Annotated in this window: 13 protein-coding genes; 5 read left to right on the top strand and 8 right to left on the bottom strand. The window is 44.1% G+C overall.

Features of this window, described 5'->3' with window-relative positions; all coding sequences use genetic code 11:
* Positions 1-245: 245 nt before the first annotated feature.
* Positions 246-1865, bottom strand: coding sequence for a DUF6377 domain-containing protein (locus GVN16_RS22680; protein ID WP_166566253.1), 1620 nt, complete (start codon positions 1863-1865; stop codon positions 246-248).
* A gap of 303 nt (positions 1866-2168) precedes the next feature.
* On the opposite strand from GVN16_RS22680, the gene GVN16_RS22675 reads away from it, so the two are divergent.
* The gene (locus GVN16_RS22675; protein ID WP_166566252.1) at positions 2169-2699 is read left to right on the top strand and encodes a DinB family protein; all 531 of its coding nucleotides are present in this window, start codon (positions 2169-2171) and stop codon (positions 2697-2699) included.
* 132 nt (positions 2700-2831) lie between these two features.
* Here the strand turns inward: GVN16_RS22675 and GVN16_RS22670 are convergent, their stop codons facing one another.
* Positions 2832-5657 carry a response regulator gene (locus GVN16_RS22670; RefSeq protein ID WP_166566251.1) on the bottom strand — a complete coding sequence of 942 codons (2826 nt, stop codon included), beginning with the start codon at positions 5655-5657 and terminating at the stop codon, positions 2832-2834.
* 393 nt (positions 5658-6050) lie between these two features.
* On the opposite strand from GVN16_RS22670, the gene GVN16_RS22665 reads away from it, so the two are divergent.
* Positions 6051-7883, top strand: a complete 1833-nt coding sequence (locus tag GVN16_RS22665; RefSeq protein ID WP_166566250.1) for a gliding motility-associated C-terminal domain-containing protein — start codon at positions 6051-6053, stop codon at positions 7881-7883.
* A gap of 52 nt (positions 7884-7935) precedes the next feature.
* Here GVN16_RS22665 and GVN16_RS22660 read toward each other — a convergent pair whose 3' ends face one another.
* Both GVN16_RS22660 and GVN16_RS22655 read right to left on the bottom strand, forming a co-directional pair.
* Positions 7936-8589, bottom strand: coding sequence for an NAD(P)-dependent oxidoreductase (locus GVN16_RS22660; RefSeq protein ID WP_166566249.1), 654 nt, complete (start codon positions 8587-8589; stop codon positions 7936-7938).
* 81 nt (positions 8590-8670) lie between these two features.
* Positions 8671-9078 (bottom strand): Rrf2 family transcriptional regulator, encoded by a 408-nt coding sequence (locus GVN16_RS22655; RefSeq protein ID WP_166566248.1) that lies wholly within the window; start codon positions 9076-9078, stop codon positions 8671-8673.
* Between the two features lie 261 nt (positions 9079-9339).
* Between GVN16_RS22655 and GVN16_RS22650 the strand changes: the two genes are divergently transcribed.
* Positions 9340-10500, top strand: coding sequence for an MFS transporter (locus tag GVN16_RS22650; RefSeq protein ID WP_166566247.1), 1161 nt, complete (start codon positions 9340-9342; stop codon positions 10498-10500).
* A 517-nt stretch (positions 10501-11017) separates the two neighbouring features.
* Complete coding sequence (locus GVN16_RS22645; protein WP_166566246.1) at positions 11018-11827, top strand: hypothetical protein; 810 nt, start codon at positions 11018-11020, stop codon at positions 11825-11827.
* Positions 11828-12001: 174 nt separating this feature from the next.
* Here the strand turns inward: GVN16_RS22645 and GVN16_RS22640 are convergent, their stop codons facing one another.
* The 4 genes from GVN16_RS22640 to GVN16_RS22625 are packed head-to-tail and all read right to left on the bottom strand — an operon-like array spanning position 12002 to position 14312.
* Positions 12002-12364, bottom strand: a complete 363-nt coding sequence (locus tag GVN16_RS22640) for a DUF1801 domain-containing protein (RefSeq protein WP_166566245.1) — start codon at positions 12362-12364, stop codon at positions 12002-12004.
* Positions 12365-12823: a GyrI-like domain-containing protein gene (locus tag GVN16_RS22635; protein WP_166566244.1), complete on the bottom strand. Its 459-nt coding sequence runs from the start codon at positions 12821-12823 to the stop codon at positions 12365-12367. It abuts the gene before it with no gap.
* A 51-nt stretch (positions 12824-12874) separates the two neighbouring features.
* Complete coding sequence (locus GVN16_RS22630) at positions 12875-13591, bottom strand: YafY family protein (RefSeq protein WP_166566243.1); 717 nt, start codon at positions 13589-13591, stop codon at positions 12875-12877.
* A gap of 13 nt (positions 13592-13604) precedes the next feature.
* A complete protein-coding gene (locus tag GVN16_RS22625) occupies positions 13605-14312 on the bottom strand; it encodes a 2-phosphosulfolactate phosphatase (RefSeq protein WP_166566242.1) in 708 nt (235 codons plus the stop codon).
* Positions 14313-14803: 491 nt separating this feature from the next.
* Here GVN16_RS22625 and GVN16_RS22620 point away from each other — a divergent pair.
* The coding region (locus tag GVN16_RS22620) for a hypothetical protein (RefSeq protein WP_166566241.1) at positions 14804-18862 on the top strand (4059 nt) is incomplete at its 3' end.

The raw sequence follows: 18862 nt of genomic DNA, 5'->3' as shown, positions 1-18862 counted from the left end.
CCAAAACCGGCTGAAAGCAGTTTTCAGGATGCATTTAAATCTGAGTCAGGGCCGCATGTCGGTGAGGGAATTCCACTGCAAAGCTATTTCAGATAAACGGCTTTTGTATGCCGGGGAGAAGCAGATAGTAGATTTGAAAATCAAAATTAAGAATATAAAGCACTCATAATAAGCACCATACACAAACACCCTTTCAGCGAAATAAGTAGATTTTCAAAGCCCGGAAAGTAGGACAATATCTACAATTATTTGCCAATTTGCTGGATGGCTTCAGAGAATTCTTCCTTAGAAATGGCCAGTTTACTCTTTACTTTAAGGTTGTAATTGTAAACCGTCTGGGGTGAATAATGTAAGAAATTGGCGATCTTACTGCTCTCTGTAATGCCCAGTCTTACGAGGGCAAATACCCTGAGTTCGGGCGAAAGCAGGTCTCCGGCCTTAGGTGTTATTTTTTCTCCTTCCTGCAGAAGCTCGTTGAACTCTTCCACAAAATTGGGATAGATATTTAAAAAAATCGCGTCAAAATTCCGGAAGAACTCCTTCAGCTCATCGAAGACAAGGGAGGTTGAATTAGTTATTTTTGAAGCTTCTTCGATTTGCCCCGACTTCAGCTTTCTGTTGATATTTTTCCGGTAAGCTTCCATTTTGTCGATATAGCTCGAGCAGAGATTGAATATAAATCCGATGTATTCTTCTTTGATGTGATTGGATTCGGATAGTTTTTTATTCAGATCATTGAGATTGGAATTCATCCCTTTCACGTCCTCATACATCTTGTTGAGAGCCTGCCTGGCCGCAGAGAGTTTATTCATCTGGCGGTAAATGAACAGAATACTGACAATCAACACCACAGAAAGCAGGGAAATCAGGATGAGGTATTTAAACAGATTTTCCTTTTCCTGGTTCATTTTTTTGTCATAGGCAGCCACAATGATGGGCAAAGTCTCGGATATCTGAAGTGTCCGGAATCTCGCTTTGCAAAAGGTGGCATCTTCCATCGCACATTTGATGTACTGGTATGCCCGGTCCACATCACCGTCCTGATACAATAAAATGGCCAGTTTTCGCAGGGCCACATAGGTTTTCGCGGCTCTTTTAATGTCTGATATAGATGATATGATCAGGTATTTCTTCTCATTCTCTTCGTCCCCCTTTTTTCTGTACACTTCCGACAGTTCATAGGCAAACATGCCGACCAAAGAGGGGCTGTCTCCGAATTTCACCAGGGATTCGTGGAGAATTTTTAAAGCCTCATCATATCTTTCCTGTTCCGCTAATTTGCCCGCTTCGGCAAAATAAGCTCCCGAAGTACCCGGTTCGTTAAACAGCAGCAATGAATCTTTGTAATGGCTTAAAAGTGTTGCATAATATTCTTTTTCATTCGCAGAAACGGCAATTTCAGAAAGCCGGATATACAAGGAATGATGCAGGTGGAAATAAAAAGTCTTCTGTGCCTTGTCCAGCTTTTGTTTGTCTATTTTGTCCAGGATGTCAATCGACTCCTTGTACATGCCCATGATTCCGAGTATCTCCGAAATGTTCATTTCGGATTCATAGATATTTTGCTGATTGCCGGACTGGCCGGCAATGATCTTCTTCTCTCTCGCCACTTTCATGGCAGAGTCCATATTATAGCTTCTGTATTCTCTGAATATCTGGAAATACAGGCGATATTTCTCAGCACCATCTGTGCTGGAGGCTGATAACCGCTTTAGGCTGTCAATTTTTGTTTCCCTGATCTTATTGTACTGAGGGCGGGCGGCGATGGCCTTATCCAGGATATGGAGTAAAGAATCCGTTTTACCAGCCAAAACAGTGGAGGAAAGCATCAGACAAACTAAAAATGAAGCGATTGTTTTTTTCATAAAATACTTTCTGAGACAGGTTATTGCGAGACGAATTCCTGATTTTAAAACAGTGGATAAAGTTAGCCCATTTTTTAAGCTTAATCCAAAACTTGCGTCAAATACTTAAAGAGGACAGCTAAAACAATCCGCCCTTTAAAAAGAAAACCTGCCCTTTACTGATCTGATTTTGCTACACCATTTAGCCTTAGGGCCGGTCTCTTGTTTTCCATATTTTTTAGATTTACTTTTACCCCATACAGGAGTCGTCGGTTCATCACTGATGCAATAACAAAATTTAACAAAACAAATCAATTACCTTTTATGAAAACACTTAAACGTTTACCCCTGGTATTCATGCTGATGGGCATGATGAACTTTGCCTTTGCACAGGCCGGCACAGATCAGATGATTAAAGACTGGGAAAGGGCCAAAGCCTACACAAAGGAATACCTCGACGCCATGCCGGAATCAGGTTATGCTCTCAAGCCAACACCCGAAATGAGATCGTTTGCCGATCAGATGCTTCACTTTACAGATGCCAGCTACGCATTCGGTTCGGCGGCTTTCGGAGTAGAAAACCCCAACGGGATGAATTCTCTTGAAAAATCGACGGATAAATCTAAAGCTACTGTTACAAAACTGGTATTGGACGGCTACGATTTTGTTATTAACGGAATCAAAAAAATGACCCCGGCCCAATTGGCTGAAACAACAAAACTGTTCGGAAGATTTGAAATGACAAAGCTGCAGGCCATAGACAAATGCTTTGAACACCAGACTCATCACAGAGGGCAGTCTACCGTTTACATCCGTCTGGCAGGAGCAAAACCACCACAGGAGAAATTGTTCTGATCAGTATCATAAATAAAAGCCGGGGTTGTGACGGCACAGCCCCGGCTTTTTTATGTTAATTTGAATATTCTTTTCAACCCTGTTGGCCGAAGCCTGGCTCCGTCAGGTATTCGACCATCTAAAATTATTCAATCACACCAGGTGCTGCTGCACGACTTTCACGATGTTATCCTTCACAAAAGGCTTGGTAATATAATCGTCCATCCCTGCTTCCAGGCATTTTTCTTTTTCTCCTTTGACCGTCCCCGCCGTAAGGGCAATGATCGGCACCCTTGATTTGTTGTTTTCTATGCTCCGGATTTCGAGCGTGGCTTCATAACCATTCATTTCCGGCATCTGCATATCCATAAAAATGATATCAGGAGGGTCTTTTCTGAACATATCCACGGCTATTCTGCCGTTTTCAGCCGAAAGTATCCTTGATTTGGGGAAGATCGACTTCAGGATTGTTTTGGCAAACAGCATGTTGACCTGGTTGTCTTCCACAATCAGCAGGGTATGTTCCCTCGTATCGACATAGTTTTCGGGTTTCGGTGCTTCCACTACCTGTTCATCATCGGCACCCTGGCCCGAAATTTTAAACAAGGCGTGGTAAAGTTGTTGTATTTTGATCGGCTTCACGATGGTCTGCCCGATCTGAAGTTTCTGACTCTCCTGGCTGATATAATCATCCGAAGCCGAACTGTAGAGCATCAGCACAGGCAGTTTTTCCACACTGAACTCCGGATTTTTCCGGATTTCCCTCACGGTTTCCAGACCATCGATATAAGGCATATGATAATCGACGATCATAAGGTCAAACTTCTGTCCGCTCTGCAGAATTTCTATGGCTACCTTGCCGTTTTCAGCTTCCACAGAGTTGATTTCCTGGATCTCCAGCATATTTTTAACCAGTGTCCTGTTGTTCTGGTTGTCATCTACCACCAGCACATTTTTGAAAGTCCCCTGGTTTTCCCATTCGGCCACCTCTCCCTGCTGCGATCTCAGACTCAGGTCAAAGTAAAACTTCGTGCCTTTACCAAGTTCACTCTCCACATGCAACTCACTTTTCATGAGTCCCAGCAGCTTATTGGAAATGGTCAGACCAAGGCCGGTGCCTCCGAATTTTCTTGTAGTGGAGGTGTCTTCCTGCGAGAAAGCGTTAAAAATCCTTTCCTGGTTTTTGGGGTCAATACCAATACCGGTATCTGTCACTGAAAATCTGAATATCCTGTGGTGTGTCTTGGAACCCTCGAGCAACTCTACTTTAAGTTCAATCTCACCTGTTTCTGTAAATTTAACGGCGTTGCTGAGCAGGTTGACCAGGATCTGCCTGAGCCTGACGATATCCACCCAGATAAACCTCGGAATATCAGCAGGGATATTGAGCAACATCTCCAGGTTTTTCTGACTGGCCTGGAAAGCCACCATGTCAGCCACCTGGCTTACCAGTTCAAGTATATCAGACTTCTCCACCGAAAGCTCCAGTTTACCTGCTTCTATTTTTGAAAAATCGAGAATGTCATTAATAATGTCGAGAAGAGAATTGGCCGACTGAAAAACAGTGGACATGTACTGCTTCTGGGTGTTGTCCAGCTTGGTTTTCATCAGCAGGTCCGTGAATCCGATCACGCCATTCAGCGGGGTTCTGATTTCATGACTCATATTGGCCAGGAACTCCGACTTAGCTCGCCCCCCCTGCTCCGCTTCCTGGCGGGCTTTCCGGAACGAGAATACAAACCTGTGAGACAAAATGAGCGTCTGAAAGAGTATGAATCCGAAATATCCGAAGAACAGGTAAAGCGGGGTCGGTTCCAGGAACCCAAAATAACTCAGGATATTCAGCGTCACCGACGTGCCGATAGAAAGCATGCTCAATAAAGAGAAGAGAGACCCTCTGCGTTTTCTGTACACTGCAATAGCAGACCTGTAAATATTATACACCACAAAAAACAGGATCACAAAAAAGAAGAACTGGGACAAATAAGAGATCAGGTATACCGGGCACAAAATAAGAAGACCGATATAAAACAAGCTGATGTATCCGATATATTTCAGGACAAGGTTTTTACCCGAATAGAATGCCCTGAGGAATCTTGTGAAAAGGTAGATACAAAAGAAAATGGTAAAATATTCAAGGAAGAAGGTAATCCTGAAGTCAATATTGGGAAACAACTGATGCACATAATAGATCTTATCGACCCCGATAAGCCGGTAAATGTAAAAGAAGCAGTACATCGCAAAAAACACCACCACCTCATCTCTTTGTCCCAGAAAATACAGACCAAAGAAAATAAGTGTGACCATCGTCAGGATACCTGTCAATATGAGGGTTATGGCCAGCTCAGTTGCCCACATCCGCTCTATATAGTCGGCATTCCCCATGATAATTGCCTGGGAAATCCCCCCGCGGTAATGATCGTAATTGGCAATTTGGAGAACAAGGTGAAGAGTATCAGAAGAAGGTATGTATAACTTTTTGATGGGTAACCAGTGTGCTTTATAGTCCTTTTTGTTATCAGCTACAATCCCGTTTTTAGCAAATTCCTTTCCGTTGATCCAGAGTTTATAACTTGAGTAAGTAGCAGGAAGAAAAAAAGCGAGTTGAGGATTTTTTTTATGGTCAACATAAACATCGAGCGAGTAAGTAGCATAACCGAATGCCTTGAAAGGAAGATTCAGCTGCTCGTGCTTGTCCCAGGTTTTGGTCAGTTTCGAGTAATAATCCGGTTTTACTCCTTCAGAAATCTGATGCGGGTTTAATAATTTCTTCCAGTAAAACGCCCACTCCCCGGTCAGTTCAACAGAAGTATTGATATCTTCAAAATTTGTTTTCCGGAAATCCGCTTCCCCGTTTTTAAAATCGGCCGCATAGACAATCGTCGTTCCCAGAAAAAGGAAAGTTATTAAAGTTAAATACAGGAAAGCTTTTTTTCTTGTTATTATAACATGTTTGTGCAAAGTATTCTTACTATACATTGTTCACCATGAAGGTTTTTATTGAATAAATTGTAAAAAATGTTACTTTTTGGTATTAACGTACTTCCCAAATAACAATCAATAATTGTGCTATTTTTGAAAGGCCTTCCGAATAATTTCCAAATTACGGGATTTTAGGGATTTTAGCAGGTGTCAGAAGGTAAAATGTTTTTTGCAGATAACGCTTCAAACAGCAGCAGACTGTCCGAAACAGTCATTAAACAATTTTTAAATTCTCTGTCAACATCTTCTGAGGCATAGTAATTGCAGATGAAAGCCTAACTGGTTTTTAGCTTTGAAATGAAGACAAATAATCGACTCCTTATCTGGTTTTGTTTTTTATTACTGCTTTCCTCACCGAAGGCATACGCTGACCATGTAATAGGAGAAGATATGGCGATCATACCGATCAACAAGTCCTTTGCCAATTTCCTGATCGTGCTGAATTCGTATATCGACCATCAAACCAGGCACAGCAATTCCAGAGAATCCCACCAGATCGTCCAGATTTACAGGATCAGCGACGGAAAACTGATGACCCAGACGGATCTTGTTGACGGTACACCAAGTGTGTTTCTCTCTTTTAAAAACCAAGCATGTGCCGATTTGTTCGGACTCAAGCATTATGCCGTCCGCTATGAAAGAGAGGTCCTTCTGGATCCAAATATATACGATGATCCCCAGGGCTACCGGCTTGTGCACGATAAATGCTGCAGAGCTAAAGATATTTCAAGCATTGTCAATTCAAAAGATGCGGCAGTTGCGACCGTTCTTGAATTCCCTTCCCTCAAACAAAACCCCGGCTACGCCTCCACAGAATTCCAGTTTCCCAATGGAGAATACCTGTGTGTTAACAAACCGTTCCAGGTCAGTTATATGGTCAGGAATCCGGAAAAGAAAGACCTTGTATTTTCTTTGACAACTCCTTTGGGAGGTTATACTGTAGATGGAAACGCCAATCTCACAAACCCGCCTCTTACTTTCGCGGGCCAGCCACCGGTTAACTGGAACACGGGATTCAGCTCCGCCAACCCGATCCCGGCCAGCAAACCGCTGGCCATTGACCCGAAAACCGGGGTGGTGTCGGTGACACCCACCAAGGAAGGCATTTATGTCTTTGCCGTCAGGGTTGAAGAATTTGAAAACGGCATAAAAACCGGTTCCAACAGCCGGGATTATACACTCATCGTCAAAAACTGCCCCGGAAATCCACCCGCAGCCCCTGTCATTACCTACCGGGGAAGCACTGTAAAAGAACTCGATGTCTGTGCAGGAGCGATTACCGAGCTCGAAGCAGCCGCTAATCCGGCCTGGAATTTCCAGTGGCAAAACAACGGCGTCAATATTCCCGGAGCCACCATGAACCGGGTAAGCGTGAGCGATACCGGGACTTTTGTGGTGGTGGCCAGCTTAAAAAACACCTGCTCAGCAGAAAGCAATTCCGAAAAATTCAAAGTCAGGCTGGTCTCAGGCAGTACACCCATCAGAATTATGACCAATTCCAAGGTGGCTTGTGAAGGACAAACCATCAGATTACATACCGATGATCCTTCCGTTATACCCGACTGGTACCAGGGCACACAGTTCCTGTCTTTCAGTAAAGAAATAGTAGCCGCTCAGAGCGGTGAATATATCGTCAGAAAAGGTGGCGGCCAAACCAATTGCCCTGTGGTAGAAGATAAAGTAACCCTTACATTCTATCCCCCGCCTGTCCTCTCTGCTCCGGATCCTGTATACCCGTTTTGTCCGGATGGTTCTGTTTTTCTTGAAACTGTCAACGACAATGACTACAGATACCAGTGGTTTAAAGACGGTAATGCCCTCACCGGCACCGACGCCAAAAGATTCAGATATGAGGCCAAAGAAAAAGGAAATTACACAGTGAGGGTTGACCGGGCGGGGATTCTTTGTAATGTTTTGTCTGCAGTTTTCAGCGTTAAATATGACCCTCCATGCGACCCAATGAACCCGCAGAATATGCTTCATTTTCCCAACAGCTTCACGCCGAATAACGATGGTGAAAACGATGTGTGGGAAATCATCAATTACCATAAATGCCCGGACTGTGTAATGATTATCTTTGACGGATGGGGCAATAAGATCTTCGAAAGCAAAACCTTCTGGGACGGCCGGTTTAATGGAAAAATGGTCCCCGTCGGCCGTTATAATTTCATTCTCAGATCGGCGAAATTCGGCAGGAAAGGGAGTGTGATGGTGCTTTACTGACAAAAAAAGACCCGGAATACCCCAGGCCTCTTTCATCTTATCTATGAAAAGCTTAGTACGCTACTGTAAATCTTTGCTTGATAAACTGAGGTTTTTCCAGTTCATCCACAATCGCAATCGCCATGTCTTCGGCTGAAATGACGCTCCTGTTGTTTTCATCAAATACTGGATTTTCCAGACCGGTTCTGTAATGTCCTTTTCTCACGCCTGAAGTACCCTGGTGCATCTCGATCGCCGGGCTCAGGAAAGTCCAGTCCAGTTCGGCTTCTTCTCTCAGGATATTCAGATAGTCACGTGCCGCTCCGGCACCCGCTTTGTAATCTGCCGGGAATTCCGGGGTATCGATCAACTGCAAACCGGGAGCAATAAACAAACTGCCGGCCCCGCCAATGGTAAAGAAACGCTTCACTCCTGCTGCTTTCACAGCTGCCTGAATGGCTTTTGAGCCTGCCAGGAAATCATCATACAAATTCGGATTGGTCCATCCCGCATTAAATGAATTCACTACGGCATCATGACCTTTAAGGATTTCTGTTAAGCCTTCTGAATCAGTGACATCGCCGGCTTTGAGCTCCAGATTTTCGTTTTTAACCGAAATTTTTGACAAATCACGGGCAATACCCGTCACCTGGTGTCCTCTGCTTAATAATTCATTCAGTACGGTCGTGCCTACAAATCCCGATGCTCCTATCAATGCTACTTTCATTTTATGATATATTTAATTGTTAAAAATTTGATTCTCAATAATAACTGTCATTTATTTTATTACAGTTTTGTGCAAAAAAAATCATTTGAAATCTTTTGCAAAATCCTCCAGGGTGATCTTGTCAAGGCTGGTGATCATGGCTTTTTCTGCTTCAGTATACAACTTCTCTATCACACCGTTGATCTGACGCCCCACCGGACACTTAGGATTCGGGGTATTCGACCTGCCCAGTAAAGGCGACTGGATCACCGCCTCATAAACCTGCGAAAGCCTGATTTCTCCGGCAGCTTTGTTCAGATATGTGCCCCCACCCTTGCCTTCTCTTGTCCCTACCAGGTTATGCTCTCTGAGGCTGCTGATTTCCTTCCTGATAATGGCCGGGTTGATATTGACACTTCCGGCGATATGGTCAGACGACAACAACTCTTCCCCGCTCAGATGCAGCAGAGTTAGAATATGCAGCGATGTCGCAAACCTTACATTGTTCATTCTGTAATTATTTTTATTACAGTACAAAAGTAGAGGGTTTGTAGCAATAAAAAAAATAGGTTTGAAACTTTTTATCATTTTTCCGTGAAAATCTCAAAATAATCCAACAAAATTCAAAAAAACATAACAAAACCGATACGCATGTCTTGGAAATGAAATAATTTTGCAATGAAAACTAAATACAATTTATCAGGCGTAACGCCTTTATAGTCAGGGGTTCGGCTCGTCCGGAATTCATTTCTTCACTAAACAGGACATCACATGGTTTTTTCCATATCACTCAGGGCACCGAAAGCCTACAGAATCGGCCTCTCGGTATTTTACTTTATTCAGGGTCTTACTTTTGCCAGCTGGGCCAGCCGTATTCCGGACATTAAGAACAGTTTGCAGCTAAGTGAAGCAGCTTTGGGAGGCGTTTTACTGGCCTTGCCCATAGGACAAATCATCGGTATTTTCTTATCCGGATTCCTGGTTAACCGCTTTGGCAGCAAAAATGTACTGACTGTTTCTTCTGTTCTTTACCCGGCTTCTCTTATACTCCTGGGCCTGGCTGAAACCCCTCTTCACCTTGTCGGGGTGCTGGCACTTTTCGGTTTGTTCAGTAATCTTTACAATATTGCCATCAACACACAGGCAGTGGCCGTTGAAGGGCTTTACGGCCGCAGCATCATGGCTGGTTTTCATGGTTTATGGAGCCTTGCCGGGTTTGCCGGAGGTATCATCGGAGCTTTGATGATTGCCAGGGGATTTTCTCCGCTTATTCATTTCTGTATTATCTTCTTTATCAATATGCTCCTGTTGTCCCTGGCTCAACGCTCGCTTTTGCCGAGAGATACCCGTTCAAAAGAGACGACAAAGACTTCCATCTTCAGCAAACCGGACAAATCAATCCTCATCCTGGGCAGCATTGCTTTCGCCTGTATGATCTGTGAAGGTACGATGTTCGACTGGAGCGGGGTTTATTTTGAGAAAGTCATCGCAGCTCCCGGTTCTCTGAGCCGTCTGGGTTTTGTTGCTTTTATGTGTGCGATGGCCATGGGCAGATTTGCCGCCGATTATCTGATCACCAGATTCGGAGTCGAAATCATGCTGAAAGGCAGTGGCATAGCCATTCTTTCAGGCATATTGTTTGCCGTTGCTTTGCCTCAGGTATTCCCGGCCACTATCGGGCTGCTGATTGCCGGATTAGGCGTTTCATCAGTAGTACCTCTGACTTACAGCCTGGCGGGGAAATCAAAAAACATCAGTCCAAGTGTGGCCCTGGCTACGGTTTCCTCTGTCGGATTCCTCGGATTCCTGATCGGACCACCGGTAATCGGTTTTCTGGCTGAAATATATGGTCTGAGAATCGCTTTTGCAGTTGTAGCTATTCTTGGATTGGGCACAACACTACTGGCCAGTAATATCAGGAAGGAAATCTAATTTTATTGGAGAAAGGAGGATGGAAAATGGACAAAGGGGGTGTTTCCTATTCTTCAGCCATTCATTTTCGACGTCAGCTGACCCCGGCGGAGTCGAATATATCTGCGAAAAAAGTACGTGTTCCTACTTCTGACTGTCTATTTTATAGTCGCATTTTATCATACTGATAAGATATTTCTGCAGATAGTGGCATTTTCTGATTTCCCCCAAGCATATCATATTGTTTCAACCGTCCGTCAAGCCTTGAGTTCTCTTTACACTTTATAATCATCTTTCTTTGAGCTAAGAAATAGTACATTTTTACTTTTTTTTATCAAGCGAGTTAAAAACTCCGGCATAAACAAAAGATATAAGTATAGTGTAAGGCTAAACACCCCGCTCTCTAAATTTAACAAAATAGTCCTATTTTGTTTTCGTATATTTCGAAATTTACCTTAACTTTCGTCCTTCTGTTGCACTCTGATAGGTCAAGATATAGCTGCGGCAAAGAAATGAAAACAATTTATACAGAACATTTATGGCGGTAGATTACCTTATTTTAAAAGATTGTAAAGTCAAAGATCAATTACCTCCTGAGCGACTTATTGAAACAATTAAAGATAGGAACCGAGCCTACTCAGTTCGAAACATGTTGATGGATGGTGGGAAAAGCGAAGAAGAAATTGACAACTTTGAATTTACACTCCAAAAAATGACGCCCGACGGAATTCAGAATTCAACACACAAGATCAGCGACCTCATAACCAAAACTTCCATTCTTGATACTTTATCCCCCACATGTACGGACTGCCCGGTTGCAAATTCACAGCCTTTTGGGTGTTTGGGAGTCGTTCATTATCCCATTTCAGCCAAATGCGAAAACTGGCTTGCTCAAGTTGCGTTTGACAGCTACAAAAAAGGAGAAATTTATTCGATGATGATCAAGTTTATTCTTGATAAGAAAATTTCAGGAGAAGAAATTAACATTGACCGTCAACAAAACGGTTTACTTTTTGAACTTAAAAAGCCTGTAGAGATTGTATTAAGTAGAAGCTTTTTTTCAAAAAAAACAATAAATACAAGCCAACTAATTCAAATGATCCTTGGTGTTGGGGTAATGCAATTTACTCACATGAATCACCTTCTGATGCTTTTTGGTGGTTGTTTGGTTAGCGATGAAAAACCAATTGACAGACCAAGTAAATATCATACTGAACAAAACAGATATATGTACTTAGGTTTAGAGTTGCCGCAAAATGCCGATAAATCTATAAATGATTTTTACAACCTCTTTCAGCAAATCTTTCTGACGATGGTAAATAATGAAGAAATAGCGTTTGACAGATAAACATAACAAAAACAAGTATTGCAAAAGACGTTATAAGATACGGTTAGCTATTTTTGCAACATGTTTGACCACAATTAAGTTATGCGGTCTGCTTCTCAATAAATAATTTTTCGAACTAGGAAGAATTCAGCTATCTGGCCTTATTTCAAAAGTTTAGAATCTCAGAAAAACCTTCTATTTTTCCACTTTTCGATGAATTAAACTTATTGACTCTATCAACAGTGTTTTTAATACCTCAACATCCACATCTTCATTCAAATCAACCAGCCATATTTTCATCCGCGACCTTTTTTCTGTCAGAAGCCCAGAATGATCCATTTTATTGCCGTCAACGAAACCGACATAAGGCAATTCATACTTTTTATGCACCCACAAGTAACAGAATCTTTTGGTCTTCCAGGTATAAAAGGGCATGCTATACCGCCACTCCTCACGGATATCAGGACTGTAGTTCAATATAAAGCCTCTCAAAAACTGAAGACAACTTTTGAGAGGCTCATTTTTTTCAGAAAAATACTGATCAATGGGGCTAAGCATTTATTTCAGACCGATATGAATATCCACTTCTGCCTGCTCCGCATTCCTGGCCTTTTCGCCATATATCTCAAAATCAGCGACATAAGCACGATCAAGTCCTGAATTCCAGATTTTGACCCATTCATGGACCACAATACCGGCTTCCAGTCTGCCCCTGGCCGTGAAAACCTGATAATTGGCCTGCGGAATTTCAATCGCTTTCATTCCTTCAGGAATTTCTCCCACATGGTCCACTTTGCACCCGAGAACAGTAGTGTAGGGCTGCGTAAAATCTCCCTCATACTCGGTGTAAACACAATAGATGTTCCGGTCCGATCTGTTAGGAATCTGAGAGGCCATATTTTCTGACATAAATTTTTCCCACAAACCGGGGATGTCTCTGGTCGCCTGTCCTTTTTCGTTGCTTGTTCTGATGGCTATCCCCACCACGTTGAATGATCCCAGTGTAATGTTCTCCATACTTTTTGTTATTTTTCAACAAAACTAAAGCGGTCTTTTGACACCAGTATGTCAGGGGTTGTCAAAATATTTTTTACGATAATAAGCATAATATTCTTCAAAATCGAAATTATGCGACTTAAAAGTTTCCGGCAACACCTCTGATTTTGAAATTCTGTCCAGCCTGAATGACCGTATTTCGTCTCGAAGTCTGCAAAAAGCAATCAGTATCCAGTTTTCATTGGTACTGTACATGGCCAGGGGCTCGATAACCCTGCTTATCGTCTCCGTCTGGTTTTCTGACCGGTATTCAATTTTCACCGGGTTAAAATTAGTGATAGCCAGCTGTATTTCGGAGAGATAGTGGCTGGTAATGTCCTGATTGAGGTTCTGACGGAAAGAAATCAGGCCTGAAAGTTTTTCTATTTTGTCCTTAGTCGCAGGATTTAGCTGTGCCTTGATTTTCGTGATGGCTGACGCATAATTATTGACAAAGGAAATATCCTTGTTTTTGATCACCATGCTTTCAGCCGTGATGAGGGCATTGCACTCGGCTTCAGTCAGCATCACAGGGGCCATACGGTAATCTTCCATAAGCGAATACCCCTTGCCATCTTCAGTAAAAACAGGAACGCCGGAAGATTCCAACGCCCGGATATCACGATAAACTGTCCGGATACTTATCCCAAATCTGTCTGCTATATACCCCGCGGTAATCAGCCTTTTCGACTGCAGCATGGTGAGTATGGCCGTGAGCCTCGCAAGTCTTGGAATTTCCTGGTCAGCCATAATCCGGATGCATTTATAATATCACTAACTCGTTTCCTCTTAAAATAGGCACCACATCATACAGGTCTTTCTGAAGACAATAGTTGATGTCTTTGTGAATTCCCAAACCCTGCAAACGCCTGATATGAGAAGAATTCATCAGGTATCCCAAAAGATTGGCCTGGGCTTGCTGGTAAGCCCTCATCGCCAGGATAGCACTGTCTTCAGAAACAAAAAAATCATCTTTCAACGCCTCGGTAACCGCCCCGGCAAAAAGCGTATCTTCAAGATTCGGCTTGCCTTTCCAGCCTGCACACAAAATGAGCACATCATAAGGCTGGCTCTTCAGGTAATTGACAATCGCCCCGATGTTCAGAAAAGCCCCTACCAATACTTTGATAGCTGTTGGTTTGGCTTTGGTAATCGACAAAGTACCGTTGGTGGTCGTCATCGCGATCTTATTACCCGCCAAACGCTCATCCATAAAACTAAAAGGTGAATTATCCAGGTCAAAGCCTTCTACTTTGCTGGCGTTTCTTTCAGCAGCAGCAATAAAACCACTCTCCTGCAATTTCTTGCATTCTTCCACTGTAGCTACCGGAATAATGCTTTTTACACCATGAGCAAAACCGGTGACCATACATGAAGTGGCCCGGAAAATATCTGTTACTACGACGATGGTATTGTTGAGGTTGTGAAGATGGATCAGTTCGGGAGAAAGACAAACGTCTATATTTTTCATTCCTTTGGTTTCTTAAAAAAATACTATTTTAATTTCATGCAAATATGCAAAAAGTATTTTAAGAACAGCATTGGGTTTTCAGGTTTTTTAGCACGTATAAACCATGTTTCTGCGATTATCCGTTCTGGAAACATTCAGTCCCTTCCTACTTTTCTATCAGTTTATGATGGTCTGAAAGCCCTCTGGCCAGGCCCCGAAAAGCAATTTCCATAACACAACAACACCCCGCTGATTATTCTGTTTGCCGTCATTCCGCGAAATCCTGATGATTTTGAAAATTTTATTATTTTTTTATTATTGATTACCAGTCAGTTGCAAGCGATTGTAGTTGAGATAGTTAGACCAGGCATGTCTTTGAACTGATGACATATATGTTGGAGGCGTGAAGAGGCGACCGGCTTGAGTAACTGTGACCTTGATGTTTTTATTCCGTCTCAATAACAAATTGATACAGATCAATTTTTAACATTTCGTAATCCAAAAAGCAAAGAATGAACCAAGCACATCTACTTTTCTTTGGAAAATCATCCAAAGGGCCTAGCCCTTGTAACGATTCACCGCCCTTCGCTCTACCAGCCGGGAGAAAATCATTCTCCTTTATCAATTTTACTTTAAGCTTTTTATTATTATTTGTGATCGGGGCCAATGCCCAGCAAATACAGTCCGGTACCGGAGCTCCTACGGCTTCATTTGAAGTAGCCAATGGCACACGGCAGTTTACCGTCACCGTCCTTGGAGGCACCACCTCTTCAGGCTCACTGGTCGTTACGCTTCCTTCAGGGTATGTCTATGAATCAGGCTCGGCCACCGGATCAGGAGGTCTTACCGTTTCACAAACAAGTGTATCTGGCAATACAGCCACCTTGAATCTCAGCGGTATTCCGGCCACAGGTACCAATGCTACCTTTACCTATAAGGCCCGTGCAAGTTGCGGGGCCATAGGCGAAGCCGGAAACCAGGCTTCTTATGTGCTGACCCCTTCAGGCGGGTCTGCCCAGCCAGAAAAACTCAGTGATGCCTTTAACCTCGTCAATGCAAAACTGAACATCACGAACCTGGCCAATGCTCCGGCTACAGCGGGTGTGGTTGGCGACAATTACACCCGTAGTTTCAGGATCAGTAATGACGGTTTCGGAAATATTGATACCCTTTATGTGACAGATATAAGCGGCAATGGGGTCACTCACCTGAGCCACTCTGTTTCAGCGACCAACAACGGGGCTACTGTCACCGTTGACCTCATTTCAAGCACGCCTTCGGGCAGCAACACCACCTATTTGTATCGCTTTATTGTCAGCAGCACCGCCCAGGATAACCACCTGGGGCAAAATGAATACTTCACTTTCACTCAAAACCTGCAAATTTCCAATTGTACAGACGTTAACACCAGCTTCAACGCCTGGTTTGGCACAGGGCCTAACCCACAGGCTTGTGCAGGACAGAATGATACCCAGACTACGGCTCTGGCGATTGATAACTCCAAGCAGCCGAACCTGGTTATCAGTAGTGTGACAGCCAATAATTTGACCTGCAAAGGAGAGAATTTTATACAGGAGTTTAAAATAACCAACACGGGCACAGCTACGGCAAAGGATGTATTAGTAAGATTGATACACCTGTGGGGTACTAGTAATGCTCTTTCAGGCCATGAGTTGGGTAAGGCGATACAAGACCAGACCGGATATCTTCAGGGTACATTCAAATACAAAATCGGGGCTTCCGGCACCTATGTAACTGTGCCTGTCAATGCGGGATCGGGAATTACTCTCAACAACCAGAAAAATTATACCCCTGCAAGCTGCCTGCCTGCATTAAGTGCCCCTGCCGAACTTGACCTGGTTATCCCCGATCTGGCAGCGGGAGAAGTTATCTATTTTCAATATGAAGAAACCACCTGCTGTACTACTACTTGTTTTGCAGGTATTGATATTAATCCTTCTCTTGGCTCCCTGGCTCGTTTGCGTTATTTCAATGCCTGTGGTATTCAGATCTTCAATAATCTCAATTCAGGAGAGGGTACTGTTTTAAGAAGCTACACAACAGTATCTTATGACATTCAAGAAGATTTTCCTGCTGATATGATAGCAGGTACCGCCTATACTTTTAAGTGGGAAGGTACCCGTGCCACCTGGACTCCGGGATCTTACCTTGCCGGGAGCACCATCCGGTATCAGATCACTTTGCCTGCCGGTCTTGTTTATTCTGCTCCTAATGCGGTTAATCTGCTACTTCGTGACGGAACCAACATGGCACCAACAAGTGTAGTTCAGACAGGGCAAGTGTTGGATATTACCTTTACTGTGCCGTCAATCGGCTTTTCACCTAACAAATCATTGCTGACTGTTAACAGCATCATGCTAGATTGTGCTGCTGCCGCCGGCGGTGCAAATGTTATTAATACCCGGATTTTCTTGACTTCCGCAGGATGTGCCTGCACCCAGGAGATGTATTGTGCAGATAAATCTGTTCAGCTTCATTGCCCGGTCCCTTGTCCGGATCCTGCCATGGTAAATGAAGGTTTTACCGTAAAACGAATTAATTATGGTCAACCGGATAATAACAATGACGGACAGCCGGATGGAACCACACTAAGCAGCAATGCCCGTACCAACTGGGCTTTGCGTGGAGATACCCTTTCTTTTGAGTTTAAAGGGCATGTGTTTGACAATGCGGCTGCCTCACCGGTTAATTTCCAGTATGGTTATGCAAGATTCTCCTTCCCCACTACCTCAGGGGCACACCTTTCAGCTTTATATGCTGATGTGTTAATCACGGATGCCACAGGAACTGTTACAAAGGTTAACAAAACCGGGCTGCCGGTAGCATACACCAGCTCGGGAGGCACCTCAACCGCAGAAGTCGACTATAGCATTTCAGCACTTGCAACAGCTGGTTACACTACCTTCAGCAATGATGACAAAGTAACTGTGAAAGCTTACCTGAAAGTAACAGATGATCTTGGAGGACGCCTGGTCGTAACACCGGTAGCTACCAAGTTCTATCTCAGTAATGCCGCTAACCCTACAGCGGCAGGTACAGACGTGTGGTACTGTGATAACTACGTGGGAGAATTTACCCTGGTCGGGATTATGTCGTATCGCAGCAATGGTCAGACTTTTTCATTTAACGAATGTAATACAGTTACTTCAGGCCAAACCTTAGGATTTATTGTTGGGGAGCATATCAACAATGGAGGAGCTGGTGTCAATTTCTTTAAAGATGAGTACAGACAGATCGCCGTAGCTGATAAATTAGAATATACAGTACCTGCAGGCTATATACTTGAGGAATTCCGAGTAAACTATCGCAGAGGAGGGGCCGGATACGGTCAGGTAACTTCCCCTGTGATGATACTAACGCCTGACGCCGTCAGCGGAAATGTCAACACCTATAACCTAAGAAATAAATTTGCCGATCAGGGAGGTCCATGGCTTTTGCCCGATGAAGGTTATTTTATAGATGCAAGATCTGTTTTACGTCCTACCTGTGAATCAGCCACCAGTTCTCAGGATCATTTCAGCTTATTCACTGTCCCTGGTACAGATTTCAAAGAGACTTTGCCTCCGGGTTCAGATATCCAAAAACAATTTACGCCTGAAGTAAGCAACACACTTGCTTTAATCAAATCCAACATAGTCGTCAACGCTGCCACCCCTGTCAAAACCGTGACGGGCAATACAGTGACCTGGGAAGTTCAGGTAGCCAACACCCAGCCGGGAACTTCTCCGAAGGTCTGGATGGGTGAAAACTCCTCTCCGGCCAACGGTATCACCATCACTTCTGTGGAACCCATCACAGGATTCGGAGGAACTACTTCTGGTGCCGCTCTGTCAGCCACAGGGGGGATCTATGAACTGGGCGTTTACGGACAGGAAAGCCGCTATTACAAGATCACAGCCAGCTTTACCAACTGTGGTCAGGATGTGCTTCCGCTGGCTGTCGGTTATGTCTGCGGGAATTACCCTGCCTCTATCGATGCCGCTGCCTGTAAGAAAACAGTCGACCTGACGGTCATCCCGACTCCTGCGAACCTGCAGGTGAGTCTGCTCAGCCAGCCTGTCCCCACTTATCCCGACGGGACTGTGGACCTGTGCCAGGAACTCGAATACATCGCCGAAGTCAAAAACCCTGCCCAGGGTACAGCCTTCGACCTTAAGTTTACTGTCCAGAAACCTGCAGGGGTAGCCTACATCGCTAACAGCTATCAGCTTTCGCCAACCATATTGCCTGCCGCCGCCTCACTGGCCAATGTGAACAACGATGCCCTGGTCACTGAAACAGCCACCAGCATCACCTTCACCATCCCGGCCTCTGTGGCTGCCAACCTGCCTTATAACCAGGGATACACTATCCGTTATAAAGTCAGGACCGTAGCCTGTGACTTCGTCAGCGGTACCAAAATGAATCTGCAGGCCCTGGGTAACAATGGCTGCGGGTCGGCCATCAACGGTACCCGCCAGCAAACCCAGACCATCCGCATCAAAGGGGAGAATGCCAACCCGAACGGGTACACCATCAGCTCAGCAGTCCCTGCTGTCGATGCCTGTAAC

Origin of the sequence: Emticicia sp. CRIBPO (assembly GCF_009905725.1) — a bacterium.
Lineage (GTDB): Bacteria > Bacteroidota > Bacteroidia > Cytophagales > Spirosomataceae > Leadbetterella.
Note: the sequence above shows the minus strand (reverse complement) of the source record. Positions and strands in the feature narration are given on the sequence as shown.